This window comes from Rickettsia endosymbiont of Polydrusus tereticollis (assembly GCF_964026385.1).
In the GTDB taxonomy this organism is placed as follows: Bacteria; Pseudomonadota; Alphaproteobacteria; order Rickettsiales; family Rickettsiaceae; genus Rickettsia.
Window position 1 is genome coordinate 137,457 of sequence record NZ_OZ032142.1, and the last position, 24,338, is coordinate 161,794.

Below are 24,338 nucleotides of genomic sequence, written 5' to 3' on the forward strand. Positions count from 1 at the left end.
TATTTAAACGAATTATATAGTAAATTTTTATATAATTTTGCCTATTTTAAGTGTTTTTTCTGGATTCCTGCCTTTAGCTAGAATGACATACAGCACTTTTTTCGATACACGCAACAGCACCGAGGCGACTGTGTGGAGCGTACACGCAAGTAACGTGGCTACCTGCGGACTTTACAAAGGCGACGATGCCAATTTTTCAAGTTCAACGAGTATATATGAGAGTTCCGTTAGAATTTTATGAACTTTTAAGAAATCGTATTAATATCTCGGATGTAGTGAGGCAAAAGGTAACCTTAACTAGAAAATCCGGTAATTATATCGGTTTATGTCCCTTTCATAGAGAAAAAACTCCTTCCTTCACAGTTAACGATTCTAAACGATTTTATTATTGCTTCGGTTGTGCGGCATCCGGTGACGTAATAAAATTTAATGCTCAAATTAGCGGGTTATCTTATTCGGAATCAGCCGTAAAACTTGCTAGTGATTACGGTATAGAATTACCCAAATTAACTGAGCAGCAAAAAGAGCTTTATGAAGAATCCGATGAGATTTTAAATATTTTAGAACTGGCTAATAAGTTTTTTCGATCGCAAATTTCCCCTAAAATATTAAATTATTTACATAGTCGAGCTATTAAGGAAGAAACAATAAAAGAGTTTTCAATAGGCTTTGCACCGGCGAATAAAGAATTACAGAAATTTTTTAAGGAAAAAGGCATCGAGTCTGCGAAGCTTGAAAAAGCGGGATTGATAGGCAAAAGAGAAAACGGCAAAATATATGAAATATTTTACGATCGGATAACTTTTCCTATTAGGAATATATATAATAAAATAGTCGGCTTCGGCGGTAGAGTAATCGGCGACGGCATGCCTAAATATTTAAATTCTCCGGAAACTATAGTATTTCAAAAAAGTGAAACTCTGTACGGCGAAAATAAAGCAATTAGTAGTAGCTATAAAAAGAATCGCTCAATTTTAGTTGAAGGTTATTTTGATGTTATTGCTCTCTATCAAGCGGGATTTAATGAGGCGGTAGCAAGTTTAGGTACGTCCGTTACCGAAAGCCATTTACAAAAATTATGGCGTGCCGGGGATGAGATTATATTATGCCTTGACGGAGATGTTGCCGGAGTAAAGGCAAGTATAAGAGCAATTAACCTTGCTTTGCCGTTAATAAATAGTAATAAAAAGATTTCTTTCATTAGATTACCGGCGGGCTTGGATCCTGATGATGCCGTTAATAAAAATAATACGGAATTTTTTACAAATCTAGTAGAAAAAAGAATTAGCCTATCGGAAATGATTTGGGATATAGAATATAGCGGCAAAGTTTTTAGAACCGCAGAAGATAAGGCTGTTTTAGAGAGGAATCTGAAAAATTATTGTGCAAAAATAGCAGATAGAGATTTAAGTACTAATTATTATAGATTTTTTAAAGATCAAATATGGCAAAATTTAGTTAGTAGAGGGAAGAGCGGTACTAAAAATTTAAATATTGTTCCTTCAAGCCCTGATTATTCAGAATTCGAGATATTAGAACATGCATTTTGCACTATATTGGTTAAATTTCCGGAGATGTTGAAAAACGGCGATACACGAGATTTTTTATTGAATTTAAATTTTAATAACAAACTACTCGAGGAGTTTCGTAACTGGTATTTTGAAGAAATTATCGATACTAATATAGAGGTGGACAATATTAGTATGATTGTGGAAAATACTAGCTTTTTTGATATTTTTTTACTATTATCACGCTCTGATAGTCTGTTTTTAGGTATGCCGTTTAATAAAGATAATGTTCATTTAGACTTATTTTGGCAATGGTTACTTAAAAAACATTATCTGGTATCATTAAAACAAGAATATGTTTCTATTATTCAAACCGGCGACAATGAAGGATTTGAAAAAGCTTTATTGTACCAAAAAGAAATCTTGAAAGTTGCAAGTGAACTTCAAATTTTAAATGAATCTTTTAACAATTGATCTAGGTATGTAACGTATGAGTAATATAAATAAGGATGTAGATAAACTAGATAATTTGGTTAAAAAAGCTAAAGCTAAAAAAACAGCCATAACTTATGACGATTTAAATAAAGCTCTTCCTATTAATAAAAATTTAACGGTAAACGACCTAGAAAAGGCAATATTGAAATTTTCCGATGCCGGAGTTGATATTTTAGAACCGGGAGAAGAGGACGAAATTAAGTTAGATATAGGCATGGATGAAGAATTTAAGTTAGTTAGTAATGTTGATCAAGAAGCGGAAGATGAAGTTGAAGAAGAAGCTTTAGGCACTACTGACGATCCGGTAAGGTTATATTTAAAAGATATGGGCGGAGTCGATCTTTTAACTCGTGAAGATGAAATAGAAATAGCTAAGAGAATCGAAGGCGGGCGGAAGTTAATGATTTCATCATTATGTGCAAGCCCTGTTGCTATGAAATTTTTCATAACATGGTATGAAGATTTAGTTAACGAAAAGATGTTATTACGTGATTTGATCGAGATAGAATCTAATATAATACATGAGGAAGAGATAGACCTTGAAGACGATCCAACTATTGATCCCGAAATTGATGAACACGAAGAAAGCGGGTTAGCGATATCTACTATGGAATCGCAAATACTACCGAATGTTATTGAGCGTATGAAAAGAATCTCGAATATATGCGAAGATTTAGTAATGGAGGCAAAAAATTATTATGCCAAGCCTCCTCAACCAAAAACATTACAAACTAGTAAAAAATATATAGCTAATTTAGAGTTATTAGTAAATGAAATTTCGGATATTCATTTTAATACCAAAAGAACGGAAGAAATTCTTAGTAAAATGTATAGCATAAATCGAGATTTAATAAATAAAGAAACGGCATTTTTAAAATTAGCCGAAAAATACGGTATAACCCGTCAAAACTTTTTAGGAGAATATATCGGCGTCGTTATTAATACTGCTTGGAAAGAGCAGATGAAAAAAAACAAAAAATCTGGTTGGAAAGAGCTAATTAATAAGGAATCAGATTATATTGATCAAATGATTAATGAATTATCTTCTATAGAAATGAACATAGGTCTTTCGGTAATTGAATTTAAAAAATTGGTAAATACTATCCAAAAAGGTGAGCGGCAAACTTTGCAAGCAAAAAAAGATATGATAGAAGCCAATTTGCGACTTGTTATATCGATTGCTAAAAAATATGCCAACAGAGGTTTACAGTTTTTAGATTTAATTCAAGAAGGCAATATCGGCTTAATGAAGGCGGTAGATAAATTTGAGTATCGTAGAGGCTATAAATTTTCTACTTATGCAACTTGGTGGATTAGGCAAGCTATAACGAGAGCCATCGCCGATCAGGCAAGAACTATACGTATCCCCGTACATATGATTGAAACAATCAATAAAATCATTCGTACTTCAAGACAAATGCTTAATGAACTCGGTTATGAGCCTACCGCAGCAGAAATTGCAGCTCGCTTATCGATGCCGATTGATAAGGTACGCAAAGTAATGAAGATAGCAAAAGAGCCTATAAGTCTAGAAAACCCCGTAGGAGATGACGATGGTAGTTTCCTAGGCGATTTTATTGAAGATAAAAATGCCGTAGCACCTCTTGATGCTGCGATTCAATCAAATTTACGGGAAGTGACGACCAGAGTGCTTGCGACCCTAACGCCTCGAGAGGAAAGAGTGCTTAGAATGCGTTTCGGTATAGGTATGAATACCGATCATACTCTAGAAGAAGTAGGGCAGCAATTTTATGTAACTAGAGAGCGTATACGGCAAATCGAATCAAAAGCTTTGCGTAAATTAAAGCATCCGATTAGGTCGAAAAAGCTTAGTAGCTTTAGAAGTAACGGGAAACGTGGCGATAATCCGGATTCTCTAATAGGGGGATAAGGTTAATATTTCAAACAGTCGCAAACGGGTTGAGTTATTCCCGTGGGCATTGTTGTATGGCTCTAAGAAAGTGCCGTATGTCATTCTAGCTAAAAGCGGGAATCCAGAAAAAAACACTTAAAATAAGCAAAATTATATAAAAATTTACTATATAATTCGCTTAAATATTCTCTGGATTCCCGCCTTCGTGGGAATGACATCAGCAACGTTTGATCAAACTGTATTTAAACTTAACAGGAATGACATCATACCGATATAAAATTAGCGTGGAATATTTAGGTACCGGACTTGCTGGTTGGCAAAGGCAATTAAACGCAATGTCCGTTCAGCAAATATTAGAAGAAGCCATTTATAAATTTAGCGGTGAACAAGTAACCGTCTGGGGATCGGGTAGAACCGACGCAGGAGTTCATGCTTTAGGGCAAGTAGCACATTTTGATATTTCTAAATATATCGTACCGCATAAAATAGTTACAGCAATTAATCATTTTGTTCTTCCTTATGTAGTAGGGATAAGAGAATGTACGTTAGTAGACGATAATTTTCATGCTAGGTTTTCAGCCGTAGCTCGTCATTATATGTATAAAATTGTTAATAGACCATATAGATTAGTGATTGACTTTAATAGAGCATGGTGGGTTAGTGAAAATTTAAATGTTGAAGCTATGAAGGATGCGGCATTACATCTTTTAGGAAATCATGACTTTACTTCATTTAGAGCTACAGCCTGTCAATCAAAATCGGCAATAAAAACTTTGTCAAAAATTGAAATTATTCAAGAGAATGAAGAAATAAAATTTTACTTTTCTGCTCCGTCATTTTTACATCACATGGTGCGTAATATCGTCGGAAGTTTAGTATTAGTCGGTCGTAATATTTGGCAAACGCCGGAAATAAAAACTGTTTTAGAAGCGAAGGATAGAAAAGCGGCAGGTCCTACTGCTCCGGCTTGCGGGCTATATTTTATCGGAGTGGATTACTAAGTAAGGTTCGGCATTGCGAAGAGGCAACAGCACCGGAGTCAACGGGCATTGTTGCATGGCTCAAAAATGGCTTCAATGTCATACCCGTGCAGCATTGTTGCGTGGCTCGAATTTTTGATGTCATTCCCGCGAAGGCGGGAATCCAGAGAATATTTAAGCGAATTATATAATAAATTTTTATATAATTTTGCTTATTTTAAGTGTTTTTTCTGGATTCCCGCCTTCGCGGGAATGACATACAGCACTTTTTTAGATACACGCAACAATGCTGCACGGGAATGACACCGGGAACGTTCGTACACTTCTGGAGCCAACGCAGGAATGGCGTCAAAAAAATAGGAAAAAATGACAGAAGAAACATTAAAAATTAAAATTCGGTCTTTGCATAAATCTTTTTCCGGTCACAAAGTACTTAACGGCATAGATTTAGACATAAAAAAGGGGAGTTCTCTAGTAATTCTCGGTGGTTCCGGCACGGGTAAATCGGTGCTAATAAAAGCTATAGTAGGGTTACTCAAACCGGATAGCGGCAAGATTTCTATTGATGGAGTAGACACCACAAATATCTCTGATAATAAAAGATTTGATATTATGGAAACTATCGGCTTTTTATTCCAAGGAGGAGCTCTTTTTGATTCTTTAACCGTACAAGATAATATTACTTTTTTTACTAAAAAATTATCCAAAAAAGAAAAAAATGAATTAGCGACCTCTAAACTTGAATCCGTTGGATTATCTTCTAGAATACTCAATCTTTATCCTTCCGAATTATCCGGCGGCATGCAGAAAAGAGTAGCACTTGCGAGAGCAATTTGTAGCACCCCGTCAATTCTTTTTTTAGATGAACCGACCACAGGGCTTGATCCTATAATGGCTAATGTCATTAATGAACTAATTATTAAAATTCAAGAGGAGTTAGGTGCAACTACCGTTACTATAACGCATGATATGATTAGTGCCGAGAAAATAGCCAAGGAAGTAGCAATGATTTATCAAGGAAAAATTATGTGGTATGGAACAAAAAAAGAAATGACCGATAACGACAATCCTTACCTTAAACAATTTATCACCGGTTCGACTACCGGACCTATTGAGGTTGACCATGTTTAAAATTTTACTTAAAAATATATCGTCTATCGGTGTTCTGCTGACTATCTTAAGTAGCGGTAATGCTTATGCTATAAATAACCAGCCTTATACTACAGCCGACTGGGAAAAAATAGCAATTATAGTTGTTATCGCCGTTTTAATTTTCAGCCCTTCAAAATTTCGTGTAATAGTAATCGGCACTACACTTGGTTTAACATTCGCTTATTTAACTTATAAATATCTTTTACCTATACTACAAAATTTTTAATGTTAGCCTCGTGCAGTATTGTTTTGTGGATACAGCTAAAAACCCCTCATTGCGAAGGAGGTGCGGGCGTTGTCCTGGATCAAATTTTTGCAAAGCGTACGGTGTCATGCCTTGACTTGATCACGGCATCCAGAAAAATAAAGCAGTATTAGGCTTATTTTAGAGTCTTTTTATGACATTATAGACTGGATTCCGTGGTCGTAGCCACGGAATGACAGAATTTTCACCTCTTTATTTAAACGTTCGTACAGCAGTGGACTTGATCACGGCATCCGGTCTTTTTATTAAGGTTTTTTCTGGATACCGTGGTCAAGCCGGCGTTGTTGCATGGATACTCCAAACGTCATTGCGAGCGACTGAAAGGAGCGTGGCAATCTAGAAAATAATAAATTTCATAGCATTTTTAGCTATTTTTTACTGGATTGCCACGTCGGGACTATGTCCCTCCTCGCAATGACGAGGTAAAATCGAGCCACACAACAACACCTGTGAGGGAAGAAGCTTTTATTTACTGCCTAATTAACCTTTTATTGCTTGGTAATATATAATTTCGTTCGGTGGAACGATAAGGGCAAATATCGATTCCTCCACGTCTGGTGTATCTAATATATATGGATAGATAAGTAGGATTTATAGCATTTTTAATATCGACAAAAATACGCTCGGCACATTGCTCGGCAAATTCATTACAATTTCTAAAAGATACTAAATATCTAAGAATACTATCATGTTTTAGTTTTTTACCTTGATATTTTATTATTATCGTTCCCCAATCAGGTTGATTTGTTACTAAACAATTGGACTTTAATAAATTTGAGTTAATTTCTTCTTCAACAAATATCTCTTCATATTCGATTAGCCCGGATATTGCATGAAGTGAGATTTAAAGTAAGAAATTGAGTAATTTATAATATTAGCAATGATACTTTTGTAAAAATTTTGCCAAAAAGTGCTTTGAAGCCGTTATTTTCAAATTTTAGATGTAATGCCCCTTACCCCATTTTTTCTAAGCACCGGGAACAGTGCTAATCTAGGTTATTCTAATGCTAATTTCTTCATCACATGATTCCATACCTGTCGGTAAGGATATGATGAAGATAACAAAAACTTAATACGCCTAGTATTACGGATAATTACTACCCCAATTTTTAATAATTTTAAACGTATTGTACCTATTTGTGCTTTTGCTAATGCACTACCTTGTAATAAATTACCTCTGATATATTCTACTAAAGTGTATGCAAGACCCGATAAAATCATTCTGAGCTGATTAGCCCACCATCTATGACAAGAAGTACGATCTGCAAATAATTCTAGTTGTTGCTCTTTTATACGGTTTTCCATATCACCACGACCACAGTAAACTTTGTCGTATAAATCTTCAGGTTTATCTGATAAATTAGTTACTATATACCTTGGATTTTCTCCAAGCATTGTCATTTCTGCCTTACCAATTATTCTACGTTCATGACTCCAACTACCAGCCTTATATGGAAACTCACTAAAAAGACGTTGCTTTTCTTGGGTTATAATAAATGCTGCTTTTGACTTCTCCATTGTAGGTTTCAGTAACTCATTTAGTCTGTTATTTTGGGGCATTCCTACAATATATTTTATATTATGAATATCACACCAATCAAACATCTGATGACGACAAAATCCACTATCACCACGAAAAATAATCTTTACCTCTGGCCAAGCTTGGCGAAAACGTTTTACTAACAATGATAATATTGCCCAAGAATGTTTTGCTTGATCCTGCTTTGACGTCCTAAGATAACTAACTAACAGATGCTTTCCACAAAAAACATACAAAGGTAAAAAGCAATTATGACCGTAATAACCATGATAAAACTTACCTTCCTGTTGCCCATGAATTTCATCATCCGTAGCATCAAAATCAAGTATTAGCTGCTTTGGTACTATTTTATGAGACTTAATAAATTTATCAAGCATTAGTTCATGCACTTTAATTGCAAAGTGTCTATCAGCATTGTTTTCTATACGACATAAGGTAGAACTACTTGCCATATCATCAATTGTTTCCATAGCTGTTTGCATAGCAGGACATTTTCGTAGATAATTGTGGTCATTTAAATCTTCATAACCTAATGCAATACCATAAATTCGTTGCCTCAGCATTGTTGCCATATTATGGGTAATTTTACTACCATCTCGTCTATCAGGAAATATTTTAGCAAGCTCCTCTGTTATACCAAGCCTTTTATCTGCTTCTCTTAATAACAACACACCTCCATCGCTACTAATATCACCTCCAGTGAAATTTATCTCTATTGTCCGATTTTTTACTTTGGAAAACTGGTAACTATATGCTATACAATTTGTCATGACAAAATCCTTTGTATTATTCTAATGAAATACCAGTATTATACAGCTTTACGAGGATTTTGTCTCCTATATCTCATGCAATATCCGGGATAGGTAGTGCTGTAGCATTATGCATGGCTAACCTCTCTTACTAAAAATGAAGGCAAAAGATGATTATATGTTTGTAGTGAATGTTGCTTAATTTCTACAGGAGGAGGTACTAACTTCATACAAGGTTGATATCGGTTTTGTAACGTTCCTAAACAAGGAACCTTACCTTTAATTAGGGATGACACAACAAATTCTCCTAATTGTTGCTCACAGTTATAATCTGCTGCAAGCTTTAAAATACCTACCATCAATTTATTAGCCTGACGTGGTGTACAATGTTGATCAATTAGCAACCAAATTTTTTTATATATAGGAGTTGGTAGTATGTCATCCCGCAGAATAGAATAGCGAAAAGCTCCGGGTTTACGTACCAAGCTATTAATTAAATGACGATAATTAATGCATCTAGCTGCTTTTTGCTTGTCATCCCCTCTTACTCTAGGTAAATCCAAAACATGATCACTTCCCAAGTAACATGACAAACGATCATCATAAATATGTATTCCTAATTGATACCCTATTAATCTGGAAGGTACACTATACATAACTTTTTTTACTGTAATAGTGCTAGAAGTTGTCACCCTAGCTGTTGTTTGGCTAAAATCTATAGTTCTGTGGGCCGGCAATCCTTTTAAATAAGATCGTTCAATATAAAGTTGTGGTTGATGACGATTATTGTGTCGTTGAACAACAGAGTCTATAAAATTTTGATAGTCATCTATAGATTCAAAATTATAAGAACCACGCAATAAAAGAGCTTGCTCTAAACGTCTCTTAAGATGACCATGTGCAGCCTCAACGCTACCATTCTCATGTCCTTTCCCACGATTGTTTCTTGTAGCATGCATGCCATAATGAGCACATACTTCTTTATAAGAACATGTTATATCATCTGACTCCTCTTGCGATAAATTCTTGAAAGCAGCTGACAAACTGTCAGTCCTATGTTCTTCAGGACATCCTCCTAAACTCCATAATGCATCCTGAAGCGATTGAGAAAGAGCGGTAAAACTTTCTCCGCCCTGAATCACTTTCATAAAAGACCAATTACTATAAGCTAACCGAAAATGATACAATAGATGCTTAAACGGTTTACCACAAATAGTAATCTCTATGCCTTTTAAAGCAGTAAAATCCGATAAACCTTGACGACCGGGTACATGAAGCTGGCGAAAGATAACTTCCTTTTCCGGACCATATAATGCTCTCCACTTGCTAGTGCGTCGCTGAACAGTTCTTAAAATGCTGTCCGGATATTTTCCTGGGTATTCGTCTTGAAGATATTCTAATAATGTCCAAGATGTTAAATATGGTAGTTGTTCTAATAAAGGAACTAATACACCTTCCCATACTCCTTCTAATGGATCGTTACGGTACTTACGTACTTTCTTCCCTTTCGATAAAGATAACACTTCCCTACGTTCTAAATTCCTACCACTACGTTGTGAAAAACCTGCTTTAGCTGAACAAATTGTTTGATTCAAACCTGATTTTCTTAATTTCATATATACCTCGTATTGCTGATTTGTTATTCTTCTACCGGGCATCTGTAAACTCCAAAAGTATTCAGATGCCTATTTTATCACCGGCAAAGTTAGCTGTCATCCCCAGGCAATAAATTTTGTCGTTGCATAGTTGTAACTATGTCTATAAATCACACAGATTATTCATAATATTTTAAAAGAATTTAATATATTTATAATATAGTTACTAATCATATTTAATTTGTTACTTTAAATTTTCAATAGAAAATGTTATAAATATTAATCTAATAAATCTAGGTTAATTCTTATAGAAGATGTCAATTGCTGGGAAGAAAAGTTTGAGATGTGCAGTTACGCCGCAAGGCTATTAGATAAGATTACGTCCTTAAACAAGTTAGTACAATATCCGGTCGACCTTAGGGAAGTTAAGAAGGGTTTATATTACGCTAGGAAATATCACGGCACACAAATGCGGCAATCAGGTGACCCTTATTACTCTCATCCGGTAGAAGTTGCTTATTTGTTAGCTGAGTTTACAGCAATTGAAGCCCCTAAACTTTTTATACCCAGTATGATAAATGCTGCTTTATTACACGATACTATAGAAGACACACCGCTTACGGAAGATGATATTATAGGAATTTTTGATAAAAATGTAGCAAACCATGTAGAGGGTTTAACACGGATTAAACCTTCAGGCAAAATCAGTGCCGAGGAAAGTTTAAATTTGTTAACTAAACAAAAAAGATATGATACAAGCTTAATCAAGATTTTTGATAGAATTCATAATATTCAAACTTTGGGTGCTAACCCGGATATTGCATGAGATATAGGAGACAAAATCCTCGTAAAGCTGTATAATACTGGTATTTCATTAGAATAATACAAAGGATTTTGTCATGACAAATTGTATAGCATATAGTTACCAGTTTTCCAAAGTAAAAAATCGGACAATAGAGATAAATTTCACTGGAGGTGATATTAGTAGCGATGGAGGTGTGTTGTTATTAAGAGAAGCAGATAAAAGGCTTGGTATAACAGAGGAGCTTGCTAAAATATTTCCTGATAGACGAGATGGTAGTAAAATTACCCATAATATGGCAACAATGCTGAGGCAACGAATTTATGGTATTGCATTAGGTTATGAAGATTTAAATGACCACAATTATCTACGAAAATGTCCTGCTATGCAAACAGCTATGGAAACAATTGATGATATGGCAAGTAGTTCTACCTTATGTCGTATAGAAAACAATGCTGATAGACACTTTGCAATTAAAGTGCATGAACTAATGCTTGATAAATTTATTAAGTCTCATAAAATAGTACCAAAGCAGCTAATACTTGATTTTGATGCTACGGATGATGAAATTCATGGGCAACAGGAAGGTAAGTTTTATCATGGTTATTACGGTCATAATTGCTTTTTACCTTTGTATGTTTTTTGTGGAAAGCATCTGTTAGTTAGTTATCTTAGGACGTCAAAGCAGGATCAAGCAAAACATTCTTGGGCAATATTATCATTGTTAGTAAAACGTTTTCGCCAAGCTTGGCCAGAGGTAAAGATTATTTTTCGTGGTGATAGTGGATTTTGTCGTCATCAGATGTTTGATTGGTGTGATATTCATAATATAAAATATATTGTAGGAATGCCCCAAAATAACAGACTAAATGAGTTACTGAAACCTACAATGGAGAAGTCAAAAGCAGCATTTATTATAACCCAAGAAAAGCAACGTCTTTTTAGTGAGTTTCCATATAAGGCTGGTAGTTGGAGTCATGAACGTAGAATAATTGGTAAGGCAGAAATGACAATGCTTGGAGAAAATCCAAGGTATATAGTAACTAATTTATCAGATAAACCTGAAGATTTATACGACAAAGTTTACTGTGGTCGTGGTGATATGGAAAACCGTATAAAAGAGCAACAACTAGAATTATTTGCAGATCGTACTTCTTGTCATAGATGGTGGGCTAATCAGCTCAGAATGATTTTATCGGGTCTTGCATACACTTTAGTAGAATATATCAGAGGTAATTTATTACAAGGTAGTGCATTAGCAAAAGCACAAATAGGTACAATACGTTTAAAATTATTAAAAATTGGGGTAGTAATTATCCGTAATACTAGGCGTATTAAGTTTTTGTTATCTTCATCATATCCTTACCGACAGGTATGGAATCATGTGATGAAGAAATTAGCATTAGAATAACCTAGATTAGCACTGTTCCCGGTGCTTAGAAAAAATGGGGTAAGGGGCATTACATCTAAAATTTGAAAATAACGGCTTCAAAGCACTTTTTGGCAAAATTTTTACAAAAGTATCATTGCTAATATTATAAATTACTCAATTTCTTACTTTAAATCTCACTTCATGCAATATCCGGGTTAGCTAGCTCTACTTGTTTATCTTCAGATACCTTAGCATCACTATACCACAATAACCACTTAATGTAAATAAAGCCATTTTCCTTATCTATTTCAATACTACTTTCAAACTTCTCAAGTAAACTTTGCCAAAGATTTAAGATATCACGAGTTTTGATATGTTTAAGCATATACTCCATCATACCAAGATGCTGCTTTTGCTCTATCTCATTATCACTTTGTTGTTGTAAATCAACAAGTAAATACTCGTCACCCATCATCTCCTTAGCAGTTTTGCTATCTTCAAATAACTCCCAGAAGCTTCTAGGGGCATTATAGGGCTTATCGTTTGCATATACTACTATAGGACATATTAGAGGGAGTTTATTATCTTTTTCCTGTTTGAGATTACTTTTATTTACTTCTTTATGCCTTTCACATAATAAAAGCATATACTGCCAAAGTCTAAAAGAGATCCAGTAATCGCTACTAGACTGATGTTCTATAAGTACGTAGACATAAGCTTTATTATGTTCTATATCTTCTATATTATTAATGTTTTTGTTGGTACTGTCTGTATTACCAGCTGCGACATTATCTTGTTTTAAAGAAACAGAGTAAACAACATCACTTAATCTTTTCCTTAAATCTTCAGTAACAAAGCTTTCTTTTTCTATTTTAACACTATTTAGATTAATCTTGTTCTTGAATGACACTGGCAAATAATGCTCTAGAAACTCACGAGCAGCTACAGGCTCACTCATGACCTTTTTAAATAGCTCATCATGCCTTGGACGTCCAGAATTGTCACTATTTGTACTTAAGTCTTGTTGCTGTTGCCTCTGATTATTCTCTTCATTAGTCATGCTTGCAAATCCTTAAAATCTTATAGTCATTGTATGTTCTAACTCTCTTTCTAAGCGTAGCTCTTTAACTTCTGCTTTTACCTTAGCAAAGGTTGTAGCTATTTGCTTTTCATCTACAAAGCCTGGTATATTATTTTGCATTTCATGTTTCATATATTTAAGCGGACATGAATATTTCTTAGTTCCTACCATCACATGCTCATCATCTAATAGCTGCTTAATATTCTCATTGTGATGATCCATATAATGTTTCTCACATGTTTTACTTAAATTCTTAAGTACATTATGACTATCAGACGAGTTAAATTGATTTAGTATCTCTTGATCATTTAATATACCATGTTTTTGGGCATATACTACCATATTATGCATATTGGTGATTAACTTATCTTGCTCATGAGTCTTAGCATTTGAGATCGCAGATAATAAACTATTATCATACTTCTCTGTATATTTTAGATTACCGTCAAGAGACTTAAAGAACTCATGTTCACGGCTAATTGCAGTTAACATTTCATCGGCAGTTTTAGCATTTACTTTATCTTGCTGAATCACCTGATGCTGAGTCTCTAATTGATTATGCTCTAAACTGCTATCAAAATGCTGGTAAGTCTCTTCTAGATTTTTACTACCTTTAAGCTGAGTTAATATATCCGCAGTAGCGAAGACGCTATTGTGCTCTACTGATGCTGCAACATCTTTTAATTTAGGTAATAATGCGTGCTCTTCATACTCTATAGCCTGCTGTGAGTAATTAATATACTGATTATTCAACTGCCTGTATTGAATATTACCATCAAGAGACTTAAAGAACTCATGCTCACGACTAATTGCAGTTAACATTTCATCAGTAGTTTTAGCATTTACTTTATCTTGCTGAATTGCTTGATGCTGAGTCGCTAATTGATGACGTTCTAAATTACTATCAAAGTGCTTATATGTCTCTTCTAAGTCTTTACTGTCCTTGAGCTGAGATAATATTTCTTGTGTACTGAAGACGTCATTACGCTCTACTGCTGCTGCTACATCTTTTAATTTAGGTAAAAGTTGTTTTTCTTGATGTTCAAGAGCTTGCTTCGCTAGTTTTGCAAATTTATAGTTAAATGTTGTATATTTGATATTTCCATTTTGTGCTACAAAAAACTTTTGATCTTTCTCTAAAGCTACAAATACCTCGGATACTGTCTTGGACGTCAATATCTCATGTTTGATTTGCTCCGTATGCGATATTAAAGTCTTGCGTTCTGCTTCTCTTTCAATATCGGCGAGTCTTGTCTGTTCTAGCCCGGATATTGCATGAAGTGAGATTTAAAGTAAGAAATTGAGTAATTTATAATATTAGCAATGATACTTTTGTAAAAATTTTGCCAAAAAGTGCTTTGAAGCCGTTATTTTCAAATTTTAGATGTAATGCCCCTTACCCCATTTTTTCTAAGCACCGGGAACAGTGCTAATCTAGGTTATTCTAATGCTAATTTCTTCATCACATGATTCCATACCTGTCGGTAAGGATATGATGAAGATAACAAAAACTTAATACGCCTAGTATTACGGATAATTACTACCCCAATTTTTAATAATTTTAAACGTATTGTACCTATTTGTGCTTTTGCTAATGCACTACCTTGTAATAAATTACCTCTGATATATTCTACTAAAGTGTATGCAAGACCCGATAAAATCATTCTGAGCTGATTAGCCCACCATCTATGACAAGAAGTACGATCTGCAAATAATTCTAGTTGTTGCTCTTTTATACGGTTTTCCATATCACCACGACCACAGTAAACTTTGTCGTATAAATCTTCAGGTTTATCTGATAAATTAGTTACTATATACCTTGGATTTTCTCCAAGCATTGTCATTTCTGCCTTACCAATTATTCTACGTTCATGACTCCAACTACCAGCCTTATATGGAAACTCACTAAAAAGACGTTGCTTTTCTTGGGTTATAATAAATGCTGCTTTTGACTTCTCCATTGTAGGTTTCAGTAACTCATTTAGTCTGTTATTTTGGGGCATTCCTACAATATATTTTATATTATGAATATCACACCAATCAAACATCTGATGACGACAAAATCCACTATCACCACGAAAAATAATCTTTACCTCTGGCCAAGCTTGGCGAAAACGTTTTACTAACAATGATAATATTGCCCAAGAATGTTTTGCTTGATCCTGCTTTGACGTCCTAAGATAACTAACTAACAGATGCTTTCCACAAAAAACATACAAAGGTAAAAAGCAATTATGACCGTAATAACCATGATAAAACTTACCTTCCTGTTGCCCATGAATTTCATCATCCGTAGCATCAAAATCAAGTATTAGCTGCTTTGGTACTATTTTATGAGACTTAATAAATTTATCAAGCATTAGTTCATGCACTTTAATTGCAAAGTGTCTATCAGCATTGTTTTCTATACGACATAAGGTAGAACTACTTGCCATATCATCAATTGTTTCCATAGCTGTTTGCATAGCAGGACATTTTCGTAGATAATTGTGGTCATTTAAATCTTCATAACCTAATGCAATACCATAAATTCGTTGCCTCAGCATTGTTGCCATATTATGGGTAATTTTACTACCATCTCGTCTATCAGGAAATATTTTAGCAAGCTCCTCTGTTATACCAAGCCTTTTATCTGCTTCTCTTAATAACAACACACCTCCATCGCTACTAGTATCACCTCCAGTGAAATTTATCTCTATTGTCCGATTTTTTACTTTGGAAAACTGGTAACTATATGCTATACAATTTGTCATGACAAAATCCTTTGTATTATTCTAATGAAATACCAGTATTATACAGCTTTACGAGGATTTTGTCTCCTATATCTCATGCAATATCCGGGTTAGGTCGCTATGCGGATGATCGTAAATATTGCATTCAACATCTAAATAGTCGATATTTTCACCATTTATTTCAGCAAATTCTATTTTTTCATTTAAGGATGATAATCGACCGAATACTTGACCATTTGTCGCAGTACTTAAATCTTCTAATATTATTCTTTCTAATTCTTCCATAGAAGAAATAACATCATTATTAAAGGAATTTAAATATAGCTTAAACGATTTGGATTCGATAATGTTAGAGGAATTAGCGGGAATGTAAAAACTACCGATTGCCACACATGGTTTGCCCTTTTCATTTAGCCAAGAAATTTCATAAGCATTCCAAATATCCACCCCGTAAAACGGAATATTATCCTCCTTAAGCTTTAATTTTTCTCTATTGTCTATTCTTGGGATTCTAAATAACAATGTCGGATCGTAACTATTGCTATAAATTGTTTTTTTACCGAGTACGGAATTACCCAATACAGAAGAAGACAAATTCATAAAACAATTATATTTAATTCTTGAAAGATGAGTAATAACTTAAATGCCATTGCTCACGTGGATCGGTGTTGCGAGGATATACGGACGTTGTTGCGCGGCTTGAATTTTTGATGTCATTCCCGCGAAAGCGGGAATCCAGGCTTTTTTTGTCAGGCTGAACTCGTTTCAGCATCTTTTTAGTAGATCCTGAAATAAATTCAGGATGACTATTTTTTTTCTGGATTCCCGCTTTCGCGGGAATGACACAAAGTGTAAAACCAATCCATACAACAATGCCGATCAAGTCACGGCATGACACAGCCTTTTCTTTAACGTTTGTACAACACAGCATCAAGCCGGCGTTGCTGCATGGATCAAAAAAAGTGCTATATGTCATTCCTGCGAAAGCAGGAATCCAGAAAAAACGCTTAAAATAAGTAAAATTATATAAAAATTTACTATATAATTCGCTTAAATATTCTCTGGATTCCCGCTTTCGCGGGAATGACACAAAGTGTAAAACCAATCCATGCAACAATGCCGATCAAGTCATGGCATGACACAGCCTTTTCTTTAACGTTTGTACAACACAGCGTCAAGCCGGCGTTGCTGCATGGATCAAAAAAAGTGCTATATGTCATTCCTGCGAAAGCAGGAATCCAGAAAAAACGCTTAAAATAAGTAAAATTATATAAAAATTTACTATATAATTCGCTTAAATATTCTCTGGATTCCCGTTTTCACGGGAATGACACAAAGTGTAAAACCAATCCATGCAACAATGCCGATCATGATCTGTCAACAGTTTTCCGGACAGTTTTTTACGCACATTTTTGTATTTTTTCGTATTGTACTGGTGATAGATAATCGTTAGCAGAATGCATTCTTATACGATTATAAAATACCTCTATATATTCAAATATAGCATGTTTTGCTTCCTCCCTAGTTTTAAATTTATGTTGATAAATTAATTCTGTTTTTATAGTATGAAAAAAGCTTTCAGCAACAGCATTATCCCAGCAATTTCCTTTACGACTCATACTCTGTATAATACCATGTTGTTTTATAAGTTTTAAATGACTATCAGAACAATATTGGCTACCTCTATCAGTATGCCAAATAAGCTTTTTAGGTGGTTTACGTTGCCATATTGCCATTAGCAAAGCATTATTAACTAAATCAGCTTTCATATTACTATTCATTGACCAGCCTATTACTTTTCTAGAAAATAGATCAATAACTGTTGCTAAATATAACCATCCTTCTCCAGTTGGGATATAGGTGATATCACCAACCCAATAACAATTAACATTAGAAACTTTAAACTGTCTATCCAATAAATTAGGAGCAACTTGCTTATTATGCTTAGAATCAGTAGTTGCTTTAAATTTATACTTAGTTTTACATACTAAGCCAGCTTCATTCATTAGTCTTGTAATTCTCCTACGACTAACAATTATGCCTTGCCTCAACAAAGCCTTTTTAATGGGTCTAGATCCATAATTTCGTCTACCTTCCTGAAAAATAGCTCTAACCTTACAGGTTAATTCTCTATTTTCTTTATCCCTATTGCATCCAGGGTTATTTAACCACTCATAATAACCGCTACGTGATACCTTCATACATTTGCACATAATTGCAATTGAGAAATCATCTTGATGCTTCTTTATCCATGCATACCTTACAGGGACTCTTTTGCAAAGTACGCTGCAGCCTTTTTTAGTATATCACGCTCCTGTGTTACTATCACCAGCTCTTTCTTTAATCTTTTTAATTCATCATACAGATGTTCATCTGTTCTTGTTATTGATTCTTCAAATTGTTTAGAATATTTATCTATCCAACTATATAAAGTATTCTTACTGATACCTAATTCTTTTGCAGTCTGAATAACAGGTCGCTTCGATTCAGTTGCCAATTTAACTGCTGATTCTTTAAATTCACTAGAATACATTTTTGTTTTTGTCATACTGTATTTCCTTTCTGTTAATATTGTCTCATACTAACTGTCCGGAATACTATAGCCACATCAATCAAGTCACGGCATGACACAGCCTTTTCTTTAACGTTTGTACAACACAGCGTCAAGCCGGCATTGCTGCATGGATCGAAAAAAGTGCTATATGTCATTCCTGCGAAAGCAGGAATCCAGAAAAAACACTTAAAATAAGTAAAATTATATAAAAATTTACTATATAATTCGCTTAAATATTCTCTGGATTCCCGTTTTCACGGGAATGACATCAAAAATTAGAGCCATGCAACAACACAGAGCCACGGTATGGCACCATACATTTACAACCTTAGAAGTTCACACGTACTTTTAAGCTACCTTGTTGAGCGAAATATTTACTTGCAATATTCACGTCATAGTTAATGCCGTATTCCATCATTTGGTATTTAGCAGTCACGCCGGCACCAAGATTATAACTAGTTTTAGGAGATTTAAAGCTATTTGTCGGGAATGGTGCATCCATTCCTTGTAACCTTGCATCAATTGCCGGAGCTTTATTTTTAAAGCCGTAATTAATTAATCCATATAATTCCGGCGTTAGAATTACCTGATCGACATTAACATTTGTTGATACTTTAGCTCCTGCAAGCCCTTCCACGATATTATAATTCTTCCCTTTAACAATCAAGTTTTGGAAAGTTGCTCCTGTTTCCTTATAGCCTTTATCTTTTATATTAGAATATCGAAGCCCAACCATTGGTATTAAATTAATATCTTGAGGTGCTAGCCCGGATATTGCATGAAGTGAGATTTAAAGTAAGAAATTGAGTAATTTATAATATTAGCAATGATACTTTTGTAAAAATTTTGCCAAAAAGTGCTTTGAAGCCGTTATTTTCAAATTTTAGATGTAATGCCCCTTACCCCATTTTTTCTAAGCACCGGGAACAGTGCTAATCTAGGTTATTCTAATGCTAATTTCTTCATCACATGATTCCATACCTGTCGGTAAGGATATGATGAAGATAACAAAAACTTAATACGCCTAGTATTACGGATAATTACTACCCCAATTTTTAATAATTTTAAACGTATTGTACCTATTTGTGCTTTTGCTAATGCACTACCTTGTAATAAATTACCTCTGATATATTCTACTAAAGTGTATGCAAGACCCGATAAAATCATTCTGAGCTGATTAGCCCACCATCTATGACAAGAAGTACGATCTGCAAATAATTCTAGTTGTTGCTCTTTTATACGGTTTTCCATATCACCACGACCACAGTAAACTTTGTCGTATAAATCTTCAGGTTTATCTGATAAATTAGTTACTATATACCTTGGATTTTCTCCAAGCATTGTCATTTCTGCCTTACCAATTATTCTACGTTCATGACTCCAACTACCAGCCTTATATGGAAACTCACTAAAAAGACGTTGCTTTTCTTGGGTTATAATAAATGCTGCTTTTGACTTCTCCATTGTAGGTTTCAGTAACTCATTTAGTCTGTTATTTTGGGGCATTCCTACAATATATTTTATATTATGAATATCACACCAATCAAACATCTGATGACGACAAAATCCACTATCACCACGAAAAATAATCTTTACCTCTGGCCAAGCTTGGCGAAAACGTTTTACTAACAATGATAATATTGCCCAAGAATGTTTTGCTTGATCCTGCTTTGACGTCCTAAGATAACTAACTAACAGATGCTTTCCACAAAAAACATACAAAGGTAAAAAGCAATTATGACCGTAATAACCATGATAAAACTTACCTTCCTGTTGCCCATGAATTTCATCATCCGTAGCATCAAAATCAAGTATTAGCTGCTTTGGTACTATTTTATGAGACTTAATAAATTTATCAAGCATTAGTTCATGCACTTTAATTGCAAAGTGTCTATCAGCATTGTTTTCTATACGACATAAGGTAGAACTACTTGCCATATCATCAATTGTTTCCATAGCTGTTTGCATAGCAGGACATTTTCGTAGATAATTGTGGTCATTTAAATCTTCATAACCTAATGCAATACCATAAATTCGTTGCCTCAGCATTGTTGCCATATTATGGGTAATTTTACTACCATCTCGTCTATCAGGAAATATTTTAGCAAGCTCCTCTGTTATACCAAGCCTTTTATCTGCTTCTCTTAATAACAACACACCTCCATCGCTACTAATATCACCTCCAGTGAAATTTATCTCTATTGTCCGATTTTTTACTTTGGAAAACTGGTAACTATATGCTATACAATTTGTCATGACAAAATCCTTTGTATTATTCTAATGAAATACCAGTATTATACAGCTTTACGAGGATTTTGTCTCCTATATCTCATGCAATATCCGGGCTAGATAGTTGTAACCTGCCATCACTTGTCCGGTATATGACTTAGATGTGTACTTACCGATTGCGGTTTGAAACCCAGGAGTATTCGGAGCTACTGCAACGATACGCTTCGAATAACTTTTCATTTTACTATCACCATAAGAAGCTATAGCTGAGAAAAACCAATTATTATTAGGTAAGTTATATAATCCGTACAAAGAGTAGATATTACTATTTACTTTAGTTTTATCGCCGACTTTAGTATCTTTTAGCTTAATTTTAGTATTAGCTCTTGTATAGGCAACACCAAGTACAAGATCGTCGTTTAATAATGCATCAAATCCGACGGTACCACCATTTGGAGTAGACTTATAACCATTGACGTTATTACGCATTTTTTGCGTGCTATTTCCGACAAAAGGGCTACCCCATACACCGAAACTTGTGTCATCCTCTTCCCCGGCACTAACAGGACTTTTGACTTGTGTTTGGTTTCCTGTTGAAATTTTATCCATGCGTGCACTAACTGAAACTAAATTACTAGTGATATTACTTGTTACAACTTGTGTAGTAATATTAGACGCTTCCACACCGGGTCTGGTATCATTTTGTAAAAGGTGAGTTCCTGCTTCAGCTCGCTGTATTGGAGTTAATATCCCTAAGTTATTGAGAGCTTCACGTGCATCTGCACCATTTGGTGCGTTTTCCATTTCTCTAAACGCTATTTCTAACTCTGTAGCATTTGGAATATTCTCTAATTCTCCACCCGGTCCAAACTCTTCGTCTATTGTTTCTTCGGCTACGTCTTTTGCAGATAAAGTTAAGGACGAAGTATCTATAGACCATTTAACAAAAGCGTTAGTAAATTCTTGACCGTTGACTATAAAATTAATATTAGCAGATGTTGGTACTAAACCACCGCTAGCTTCAGCTACTATTAGCTGATATTTAGTATTTTTATTTATTTGATCAATAGTTAAACCAGGTGCTGTAAACTGAATTTCCAAGTCATTGACTTGAGATAAATCAAGTTTACTACCGGCTTTAATTAATATATTACCGCCGCCGGGTATTGCTTGCTCATAGGTTGTAGCGATAATTAACTTATCAGAAAAACTACCTTCACCGGTATATGCTAATTGTCCTGAACCTAAATTAATCGTTGTACCGCTACCGGTTAAGCTACTATTAAACGCCAAGCTGTTACTAAAATTCATAGTAGCACCGCTTGCTACAAAACTAGTTGCCGTTACGTTTTTAGCAAAGTTATTTATCGAACCCGGTGCCAAAGTAACTGCACCGGTATTGTTAAATGTATCAGCAAAACTTGTTGTTCCGCCAAATGTTGCAGTACTCTTATTAGTATAGGCACCTGTATATGTTGTTGTACCGGTTGTAGTAATAGCACCAGTATTGTTAAAAGTGCTTGCAAAGTTTGTTGTCCCGCCAAATTTTGCAGTACCGGTATTAGTATATGCACCGGTAAAGATTGTCGTACCGCTTGTTGTAACATCGCCTATATTATTTAAGCTATTACTGAAAGTTGTATTACCCGCTGTGGTTATAGGGCCTTTACTGTTAACCGCACTTGTGAAAGTCGTCGTACCGGCTGTAGTAATACCACCAACCGGATTTGCTGCCGTCCCGACAACACCGCTGATACTATTAGTACCGCCTTTGAAGTTTAATTTGACTGCCAGACCGCCTGTTGAGTTGATTGCTCCGGTTAATTTAAAGTTTTCAGGCAAGGTTAACGTATCCGTACCGGTACCCTTTCAATTACCCATAAGTTATAAAATAATATACAATAGGAAAAAATTTATGAGTAAATAATGCCAAGAAATAAATTTTCAACACAAGCAGAATTAAGTAAGGTAGTAAGAAACCATGGTCAGAAGAAGTGGTTAGATAGCGATAGTGCAGGTAATGGTTTTAAGGATAAGCGTTTACAGCAACGTTTTAGAAAACTACTTGAACAGATATGGAACAGTTTAGGTCAAACTATACCTCTTGCCTGTCAAGACTGGGCAAATACTAAAGCTGCATATAGATTTCTGTCAAATGATAAGGTAAGCACACAAGAGATATTAGAAGGACATTTCCGGATTACAAAAGAACGTGTATCAGCTCATAAAGAAGGAAAGATACTTGTACTTCAGGACACTACAGAGTTTTCATATAATAGAATAAAAGCTGAAGATATAGGCTGGACTCAAAACATCCATACAGGTAAGGATATAATGGGTAGACCTATCTTGCATAAAAAATGTGGTATTTTAATGCATTCAAGTTTAGCAATAACTGACAATGGTTTACCACTAGGTCTTTGTGCCATCAAGTTTTGGACACGCAAGCAATTTAAAGGAACTAATGAATTAAAAAAACGTATTAACTATACCAGATTACCTATTGAAGAAAAAGAAAGTTATCGCTGGCTAGAAAATTTGACACAATCGACTGTTCTACTGAAGGCACCACAGAGATGTGTTCATATTGGGGATAGGGAAAGTGACATTTATGAATTATTTGTAATAGCGAAAGAATTTGATACGCATTTTCTTGTCAGAATTTGTCAGGATCGGTTAATTGAAGATGGCTCTCGTACTATTACTAATAAAATGAATACGGTAAAAATCAATGGATTGCACAATATTGCGATCAAGAGCTCGGATGGTAGTATGATAGAAGTGGCCTTAGAAATCAGATATCAGAATATAAAAATACTTCCTCCTGTTGGTATTAAGCAGAAGAAATATCCAGCATTACTACTCACAATCATCCATGCAATAGAAAAAGAAACGCCAACTAGTAGAGAAAAAATAATATGGAAGCTTGTTACAGATTTACCTGTTACAACAATAGATGAAGCCATTGAAAAACTCGATTGGTATGCCTTAAGATGGAAAATAGAAACTTTTCATAAAATACTCAAGTCCGGTTGCAGAGTTGAATCATTAAAACTCAGGACAGAGGCACGCCTGAATAATATTATTGCTATATTCTGTATAGTAAGTTGGAGAATTTTTTGGATGACTATGATGAATAGGTGTACACCTAATGCACCACCAGAATTAGCTCTAACAGATGAAGAAATTACCCTAATTAATGCCTTGCCCAATAATAAAGCTAGTGATAACATACAAAACAAAACTCTTTCTTATTACTTAACCAAGATAGCCAGGCTTGGCGGGTATATGAACAGAGCATTAGACCCACCTCCTGGGAATATAGTAATGTGGAGAGGGTTGTCTAGGTTGGTTGACCTTAGGTTAGGATTTAATATTGCAATGAAAATGACTTATGGGTAATTGAAAGAC

Annotated in this window: 18 protein-coding genes and 6 pseudogenes; 9 read left to right on the top strand and 15 right to left on the bottom strand. The window is 34.7% G+C overall.

Annotated features, from left to right (window positions below; all coding sequences use genetic code 11):
• Positions 1–215 precede the first annotated feature (215 nt).
• The 3 genes from dnaG (at position 216) to truA (ending at position 4,877) form a co-directional block, all read left to right on the top strand.
• Positions 216–1,982, top strand: a complete 1,767-nt coding sequence (gene dnaG, locus AAGD48_RS00650) for a DNA primase (RefSeq protein WP_341790052.1) — start codon at positions 216–218, stop codon at positions 1,980–1,982.
• A 16-nt stretch (positions 1,983–1,998) separates the two neighbouring features.
• Entirely contained in the window at positions 1,999–3,894 is a 1,896-nt protein-coding gene (gene rpoD / locus AAGD48_RS00655; RefSeq protein WP_341790053.1) for an RNA polymerase sigma factor RpoD, read from the top strand.
• 239 nt (positions 3,895–4,133) lie between these two features.
• Positions 4,134–4,877 carry a tRNA pseudouridine(38-40) synthase TruA gene (gene truA, locus AAGD48_RS00660; protein WP_341790054.1) on the top strand — a complete coding sequence of 248 codons (744 nt, stop codon included), beginning with the start codon at positions 4,134–4,136 and terminating at the stop codon, positions 4,875–4,877.
• Here the strand turns inward: truA and AAGD48_RS00665 are convergent.
• Entirely contained in the window at positions 4,858–5,001 is a 144-nt protein-coding gene (locus AAGD48_RS00665; RefSeq protein WP_341790055.1) for a hypothetical protein, read from the bottom strand. The two genes, truA and AAGD48_RS00665, sit on opposite strands and share 20 nt — an antisense overlap.
• 221 nt (positions 5,002–5,222) lie before the next feature.
• Here AAGD48_RS00665 and AAGD48_RS00670 point away from each other — a divergent pair, with 221 nt between their 5' ends.
• Both AAGD48_RS00670 and AAGD48_RS00675 read left to right on the top strand, forming a co-directional pair.
• Positions 5,223–5,987, top strand: a complete 765-nt coding sequence (locus AAGD48_RS00670; RefSeq protein ID WP_341790056.1) for an ABC transporter ATP-binding protein — start codon at positions 5,223–5,225, stop codon at positions 5,985–5,987.
• Positions 5,980–6,234 carry a DUF5510 family protein gene (locus tag AAGD48_RS00675; protein ID WP_341790057.1) on the top strand — a complete coding sequence of 85 codons (255 nt, stop codon included), beginning with the start codon at positions 5,980–5,982 and terminating at the stop codon, positions 6,232–6,234. The genes AAGD48_RS00670 and AAGD48_RS00675 overlap by 8 nt, the downstream gene beginning before the upstream one ends.
• A gap of 508 nt (positions 6,235–6,742) precedes the next feature.
• Here AAGD48_RS00675 and AAGD48_RS00680 read toward each other — a convergent pair.
• The 3 genes and pseudogenes from AAGD48_RS00680 to istA form a co-directional block, all read right to left on the bottom strand.
• Positions 6,743–7,099: pseudogene (locus tag AAGD48_RS00680) on the bottom strand (NADPH-dependent 7-cyano-7-deazaguanine reductase QueF); the annotation flags it as partial.
• 170 nt (positions 7,100–7,269) lie between these two features.
• Positions 7,270–8,583: an IS1380 family transposase gene (locus tag AAGD48_RS00685; protein ID WP_341789277.1), complete on the bottom strand. Its 1,314-nt coding sequence runs from the start codon at positions 8,581–8,583 to the stop codon at positions 7,270–7,272.
• A 107-nt stretch (positions 8,584–8,690) separates the two neighbouring features.
• Positions 8,691–10,220 carry an IS21 family transposase gene (istA, locus tag AAGD48_RS00690; protein ID WP_341790058.1) on the bottom strand — a complete coding sequence of 510 codons (1,530 nt, stop codon included), beginning with the start codon at positions 10,218–10,220 and terminating at the stop codon, positions 8,691–8,693.
• Positions 10,221–10,464: 244 nt separating this feature from the next.
• Here istA and AAGD48_RS00695 point away from each other — a divergent pair.
• A pseudogene (locus AAGD48_RS00695) lies at positions 10,465–10,965 on the top strand (HD domain-containing protein); the annotation flags it as partial.
• A 91-nt stretch (positions 10,966–11,056) separates the two neighbouring features.
• Positions 11,057–12,370, top strand: coding sequence for an IS1380 family transposase (locus tag AAGD48_RS00700; RefSeq protein ID WP_341789277.1), 1,314 nt, complete (start codon positions 11,057–11,059; stop codon positions 12,368–12,370).
• A 178-nt stretch (positions 12,371–12,548) separates the two neighbouring features.
• Here AAGD48_RS00700 and AAGD48_RS00705 read toward each other — a convergent pair.
• The 5 genes and pseudogenes from AAGD48_RS00705 to AAGD48_RS00725 all read right to left on the bottom strand — a co-directional run.
• Positions 12,549–13,391 (bottom strand): annotated as a pseudogene (locus tag AAGD48_RS00705) (Rpn family recombination-promoting nuclease/putative transposase); the annotation flags it as partial.
• A 12-nt stretch (positions 13,392–13,403) separates the two neighbouring features.
• A complete protein-coding gene (locus AAGD48_RS00710) occupies positions 13,404–14,588 on the bottom strand; it encodes a hypothetical protein (RefSeq protein WP_341790059.1) in 1,185 nt (394 codons plus the stop codon).
• A 263-nt stretch (positions 14,589–14,851) separates the two neighbouring features.
• The gene (locus AAGD48_RS00715) at positions 14,852–16,165 is read right to left on the bottom strand and encodes an IS1380 family transposase (RefSeq protein WP_341790060.1); all 1,314 of its coding nucleotides are present in this window, start codon (positions 16,163–16,165) and stop codon (positions 14,852–14,854) included.
• A 90-nt stretch (positions 16,166–16,255) separates the two neighbouring features.
• Positions 16,256–16,744: pseudogene (locus tag AAGD48_RS00720) on the bottom strand (NADPH-dependent 7-cyano-7-deazaguanine reductase QueF); the annotation flags it as partial.
• 13 nt (positions 16,745–16,757) lie between these two features.
• On the bottom strand, positions 16,758–17,120 hold the full coding sequence (locus AAGD48_RS00725; RefSeq protein WP_341790061.1) for a hypothetical protein: 363 nt from the start codon (positions 17,118–17,120) through the stop codon (positions 16,758–16,760).
• Between the two features lie 107 nt (positions 17,121–17,227).
• Between AAGD48_RS00725 and AAGD48_RS00730 the strand changes: the two genes are divergently transcribed.
• A complete protein-coding gene (locus tag AAGD48_RS00730; RefSeq protein WP_341790062.1) occupies positions 17,228–17,404 on the top strand; it encodes a hypothetical protein in 177 nt (58 codons plus the stop codon).
• Positions 17,405–17,544: 140 nt separating this feature from the next.
• On the opposite strand, the gene AAGD48_RS00735 is transcribed toward AAGD48_RS00730, so the two are convergent.
• From AAGD48_RS00735 to AAGD48_RS10590, 6 genes and pseudogenes are all read right to left on the bottom strand, one after another.
• Positions 17,545–18,692, bottom strand: a protein-coding gene (locus AAGD48_RS00735; protein ID WP_410526007.1) for an IS3 family transposase whose coding sequence is annotated in 2 segments (ribosomal slippage) — positions 17,545–18,446 and positions 18,446–18,692 — 1,149 coding nt in all. Because the reading frame shifts where the segments join, the coding sequence is not laid out codon by codon here.
• A gap of 17 nt (positions 18,693–18,709) precedes the next feature.
• Positions 18,710–18,853: a hypothetical protein gene (locus tag AAGD48_RS00740; RefSeq protein WP_341790063.1), complete on the bottom strand. Its 144-nt coding sequence runs from the start codon at positions 18,851–18,853 to the stop codon at positions 18,710–18,712.
• A 173-nt stretch (positions 18,854–19,026) separates the two neighbouring features.
• A pseudogene (locus AAGD48_RS00745) lies at positions 19,027–19,464 on the bottom strand (autotransporter outer membrane beta-barrel domain-containing protein); the annotation flags it as partial.
• 176 nt (positions 19,465–19,640) lie between these two features.
• Complete coding sequence (locus tag AAGD48_RS00750) at positions 19,641–20,954, bottom strand: IS1380 family transposase (protein ID WP_341789277.1); 1,314 nt, start codon at positions 20,952–20,954, stop codon at positions 19,641–19,643.
• Positions 20,955–21,020: 66 nt separating this feature from the next.
• Positions 21,021–22,238, bottom strand: coding sequence for an autotransporter outer membrane beta-barrel domain-containing protein (locus AAGD48_RS00755; protein ID WP_410526046.1), 1,218 nt, complete (start codon positions 22,236–22,238; stop codon positions 21,021–21,023).
• A gap of 351 nt (positions 22,239–22,589) precedes the next feature.
• A pseudogene (locus AAGD48_RS10590) lies at positions 22,590–22,796 on the bottom strand (hypothetical protein); the annotation flags it as partial.
• 57 nt (positions 22,797–22,853) lie between these two features.
• On the opposite strand from AAGD48_RS10590, the gene AAGD48_RS00760 reads away from it, so the two are divergent.
• Positions 22,854–24,329 (top strand): IS4 family transposase, encoded by a 1,476-nt coding sequence (locus AAGD48_RS00760; protein ID WP_341789378.1) that lies wholly within the window; start codon positions 22,854–22,856, stop codon positions 24,327–24,329.
• Positions 24,330–24,338 lie beyond the last annotated feature (9 nt).

Excerpts from the sequence above, each read along its gene's own strand:
- dnaG (WP_341790052.1), top strand. The coding sequence starts at position 216 with ATGAGAGTTCCGTTAGAATTTTATGAACTTTTAAGAAATCGTATTAAT.
- rpoD (WP_341790053.1), top strand. The coding sequence starts at position 1,999 with ATGAGTAATATAAATAAGGATGTAGATAAACTAGATAATTTGGTTAAA.
- truA (WP_341790054.1), top strand. The coding sequence starts at position 4,134 with ATGACATCATACCGATATAAAATTAGCGTGGAATATTTAGGTACCGGA.
- AAGD48_RS00665 (WP_341790055.1), bottom strand. The coding sequence starts at position 5,001 with ATGACATCAAAAATTCGAGCCACGCAACAATGCTGCACGGGTATGACA.
- AAGD48_RS00670 (WP_341790056.1), top strand. The coding sequence starts at position 5,223 with ATGACAGAAGAAACATTAAAAATTAAAATTCGGTCTTTGCATAAATCT.
- AAGD48_RS00675 (WP_341790057.1), top strand. The coding sequence starts at position 5,980 with ATGTTTAAAATTTTACTTAAAAATATATCGTCTATCGGTGTTCTGCTG.
- AAGD48_RS00685 (WP_341789277.1), bottom strand. The coding sequence starts at position 8,583 with ATGACAAATTGTATAGCATATAGTTACCAGTTTTCCAAAGTAAAAAAT.
- istA (WP_341790058.1), bottom strand. The coding sequence starts at position 10,220 with ATGCCCGGTAGAAGAATAACAAATCAGCAATACGAGGTATATATGAAA.
- AAGD48_RS00700 (WP_341789277.1), top strand. The coding sequence starts at position 11,057 with ATGACAAATTGTATAGCATATAGTTACCAGTTTTCCAAAGTAAAAAAT.
- AAGD48_RS00715 (WP_341790060.1), bottom strand. The coding sequence starts at position 16,165 with ATGACAAATTGTATAGCATATAGTTACCAGTTTTCCAAAGTAAAAAAT.
- AAGD48_RS00725 (WP_341790061.1), bottom strand. The coding sequence starts at position 17,120 with ATGACATATAGCACTTTTTTTGATCCATGCAGCAACGCCGGCTTGATG.
- AAGD48_RS00730 (WP_341790062.1), top strand. The coding sequence starts at position 17,228 with ATGACACAAAGTGTAAAACCAATCCATGCAACAATGCCGATCAAGTCA.
- AAGD48_RS00740 (WP_341790063.1), bottom strand. The coding sequence starts at position 18,853 with ATGACATATAGCACTTTTTTCGATCCATGCAGCAATGCCGGCTTGACG.
- AAGD48_RS00750 (WP_341789277.1), bottom strand. The coding sequence starts at position 20,954 with ATGACAAATTGTATAGCATATAGTTACCAGTTTTCCAAAGTAAAAAAT.
- AAGD48_RS00755 (WP_410526046.1), bottom strand. The coding sequence starts at position 22,238 with ATGAATTTTAGTAACAGCTTGGCGTTTAATAGTAGCTTAACCGGTAGC.
- AAGD48_RS00760 (WP_341789378.1), top strand. The coding sequence starts at position 22,854 with ATGCCAAGAAATAAATTTTCAACACAAGCAGAATTAAGTAAGGTAGTA.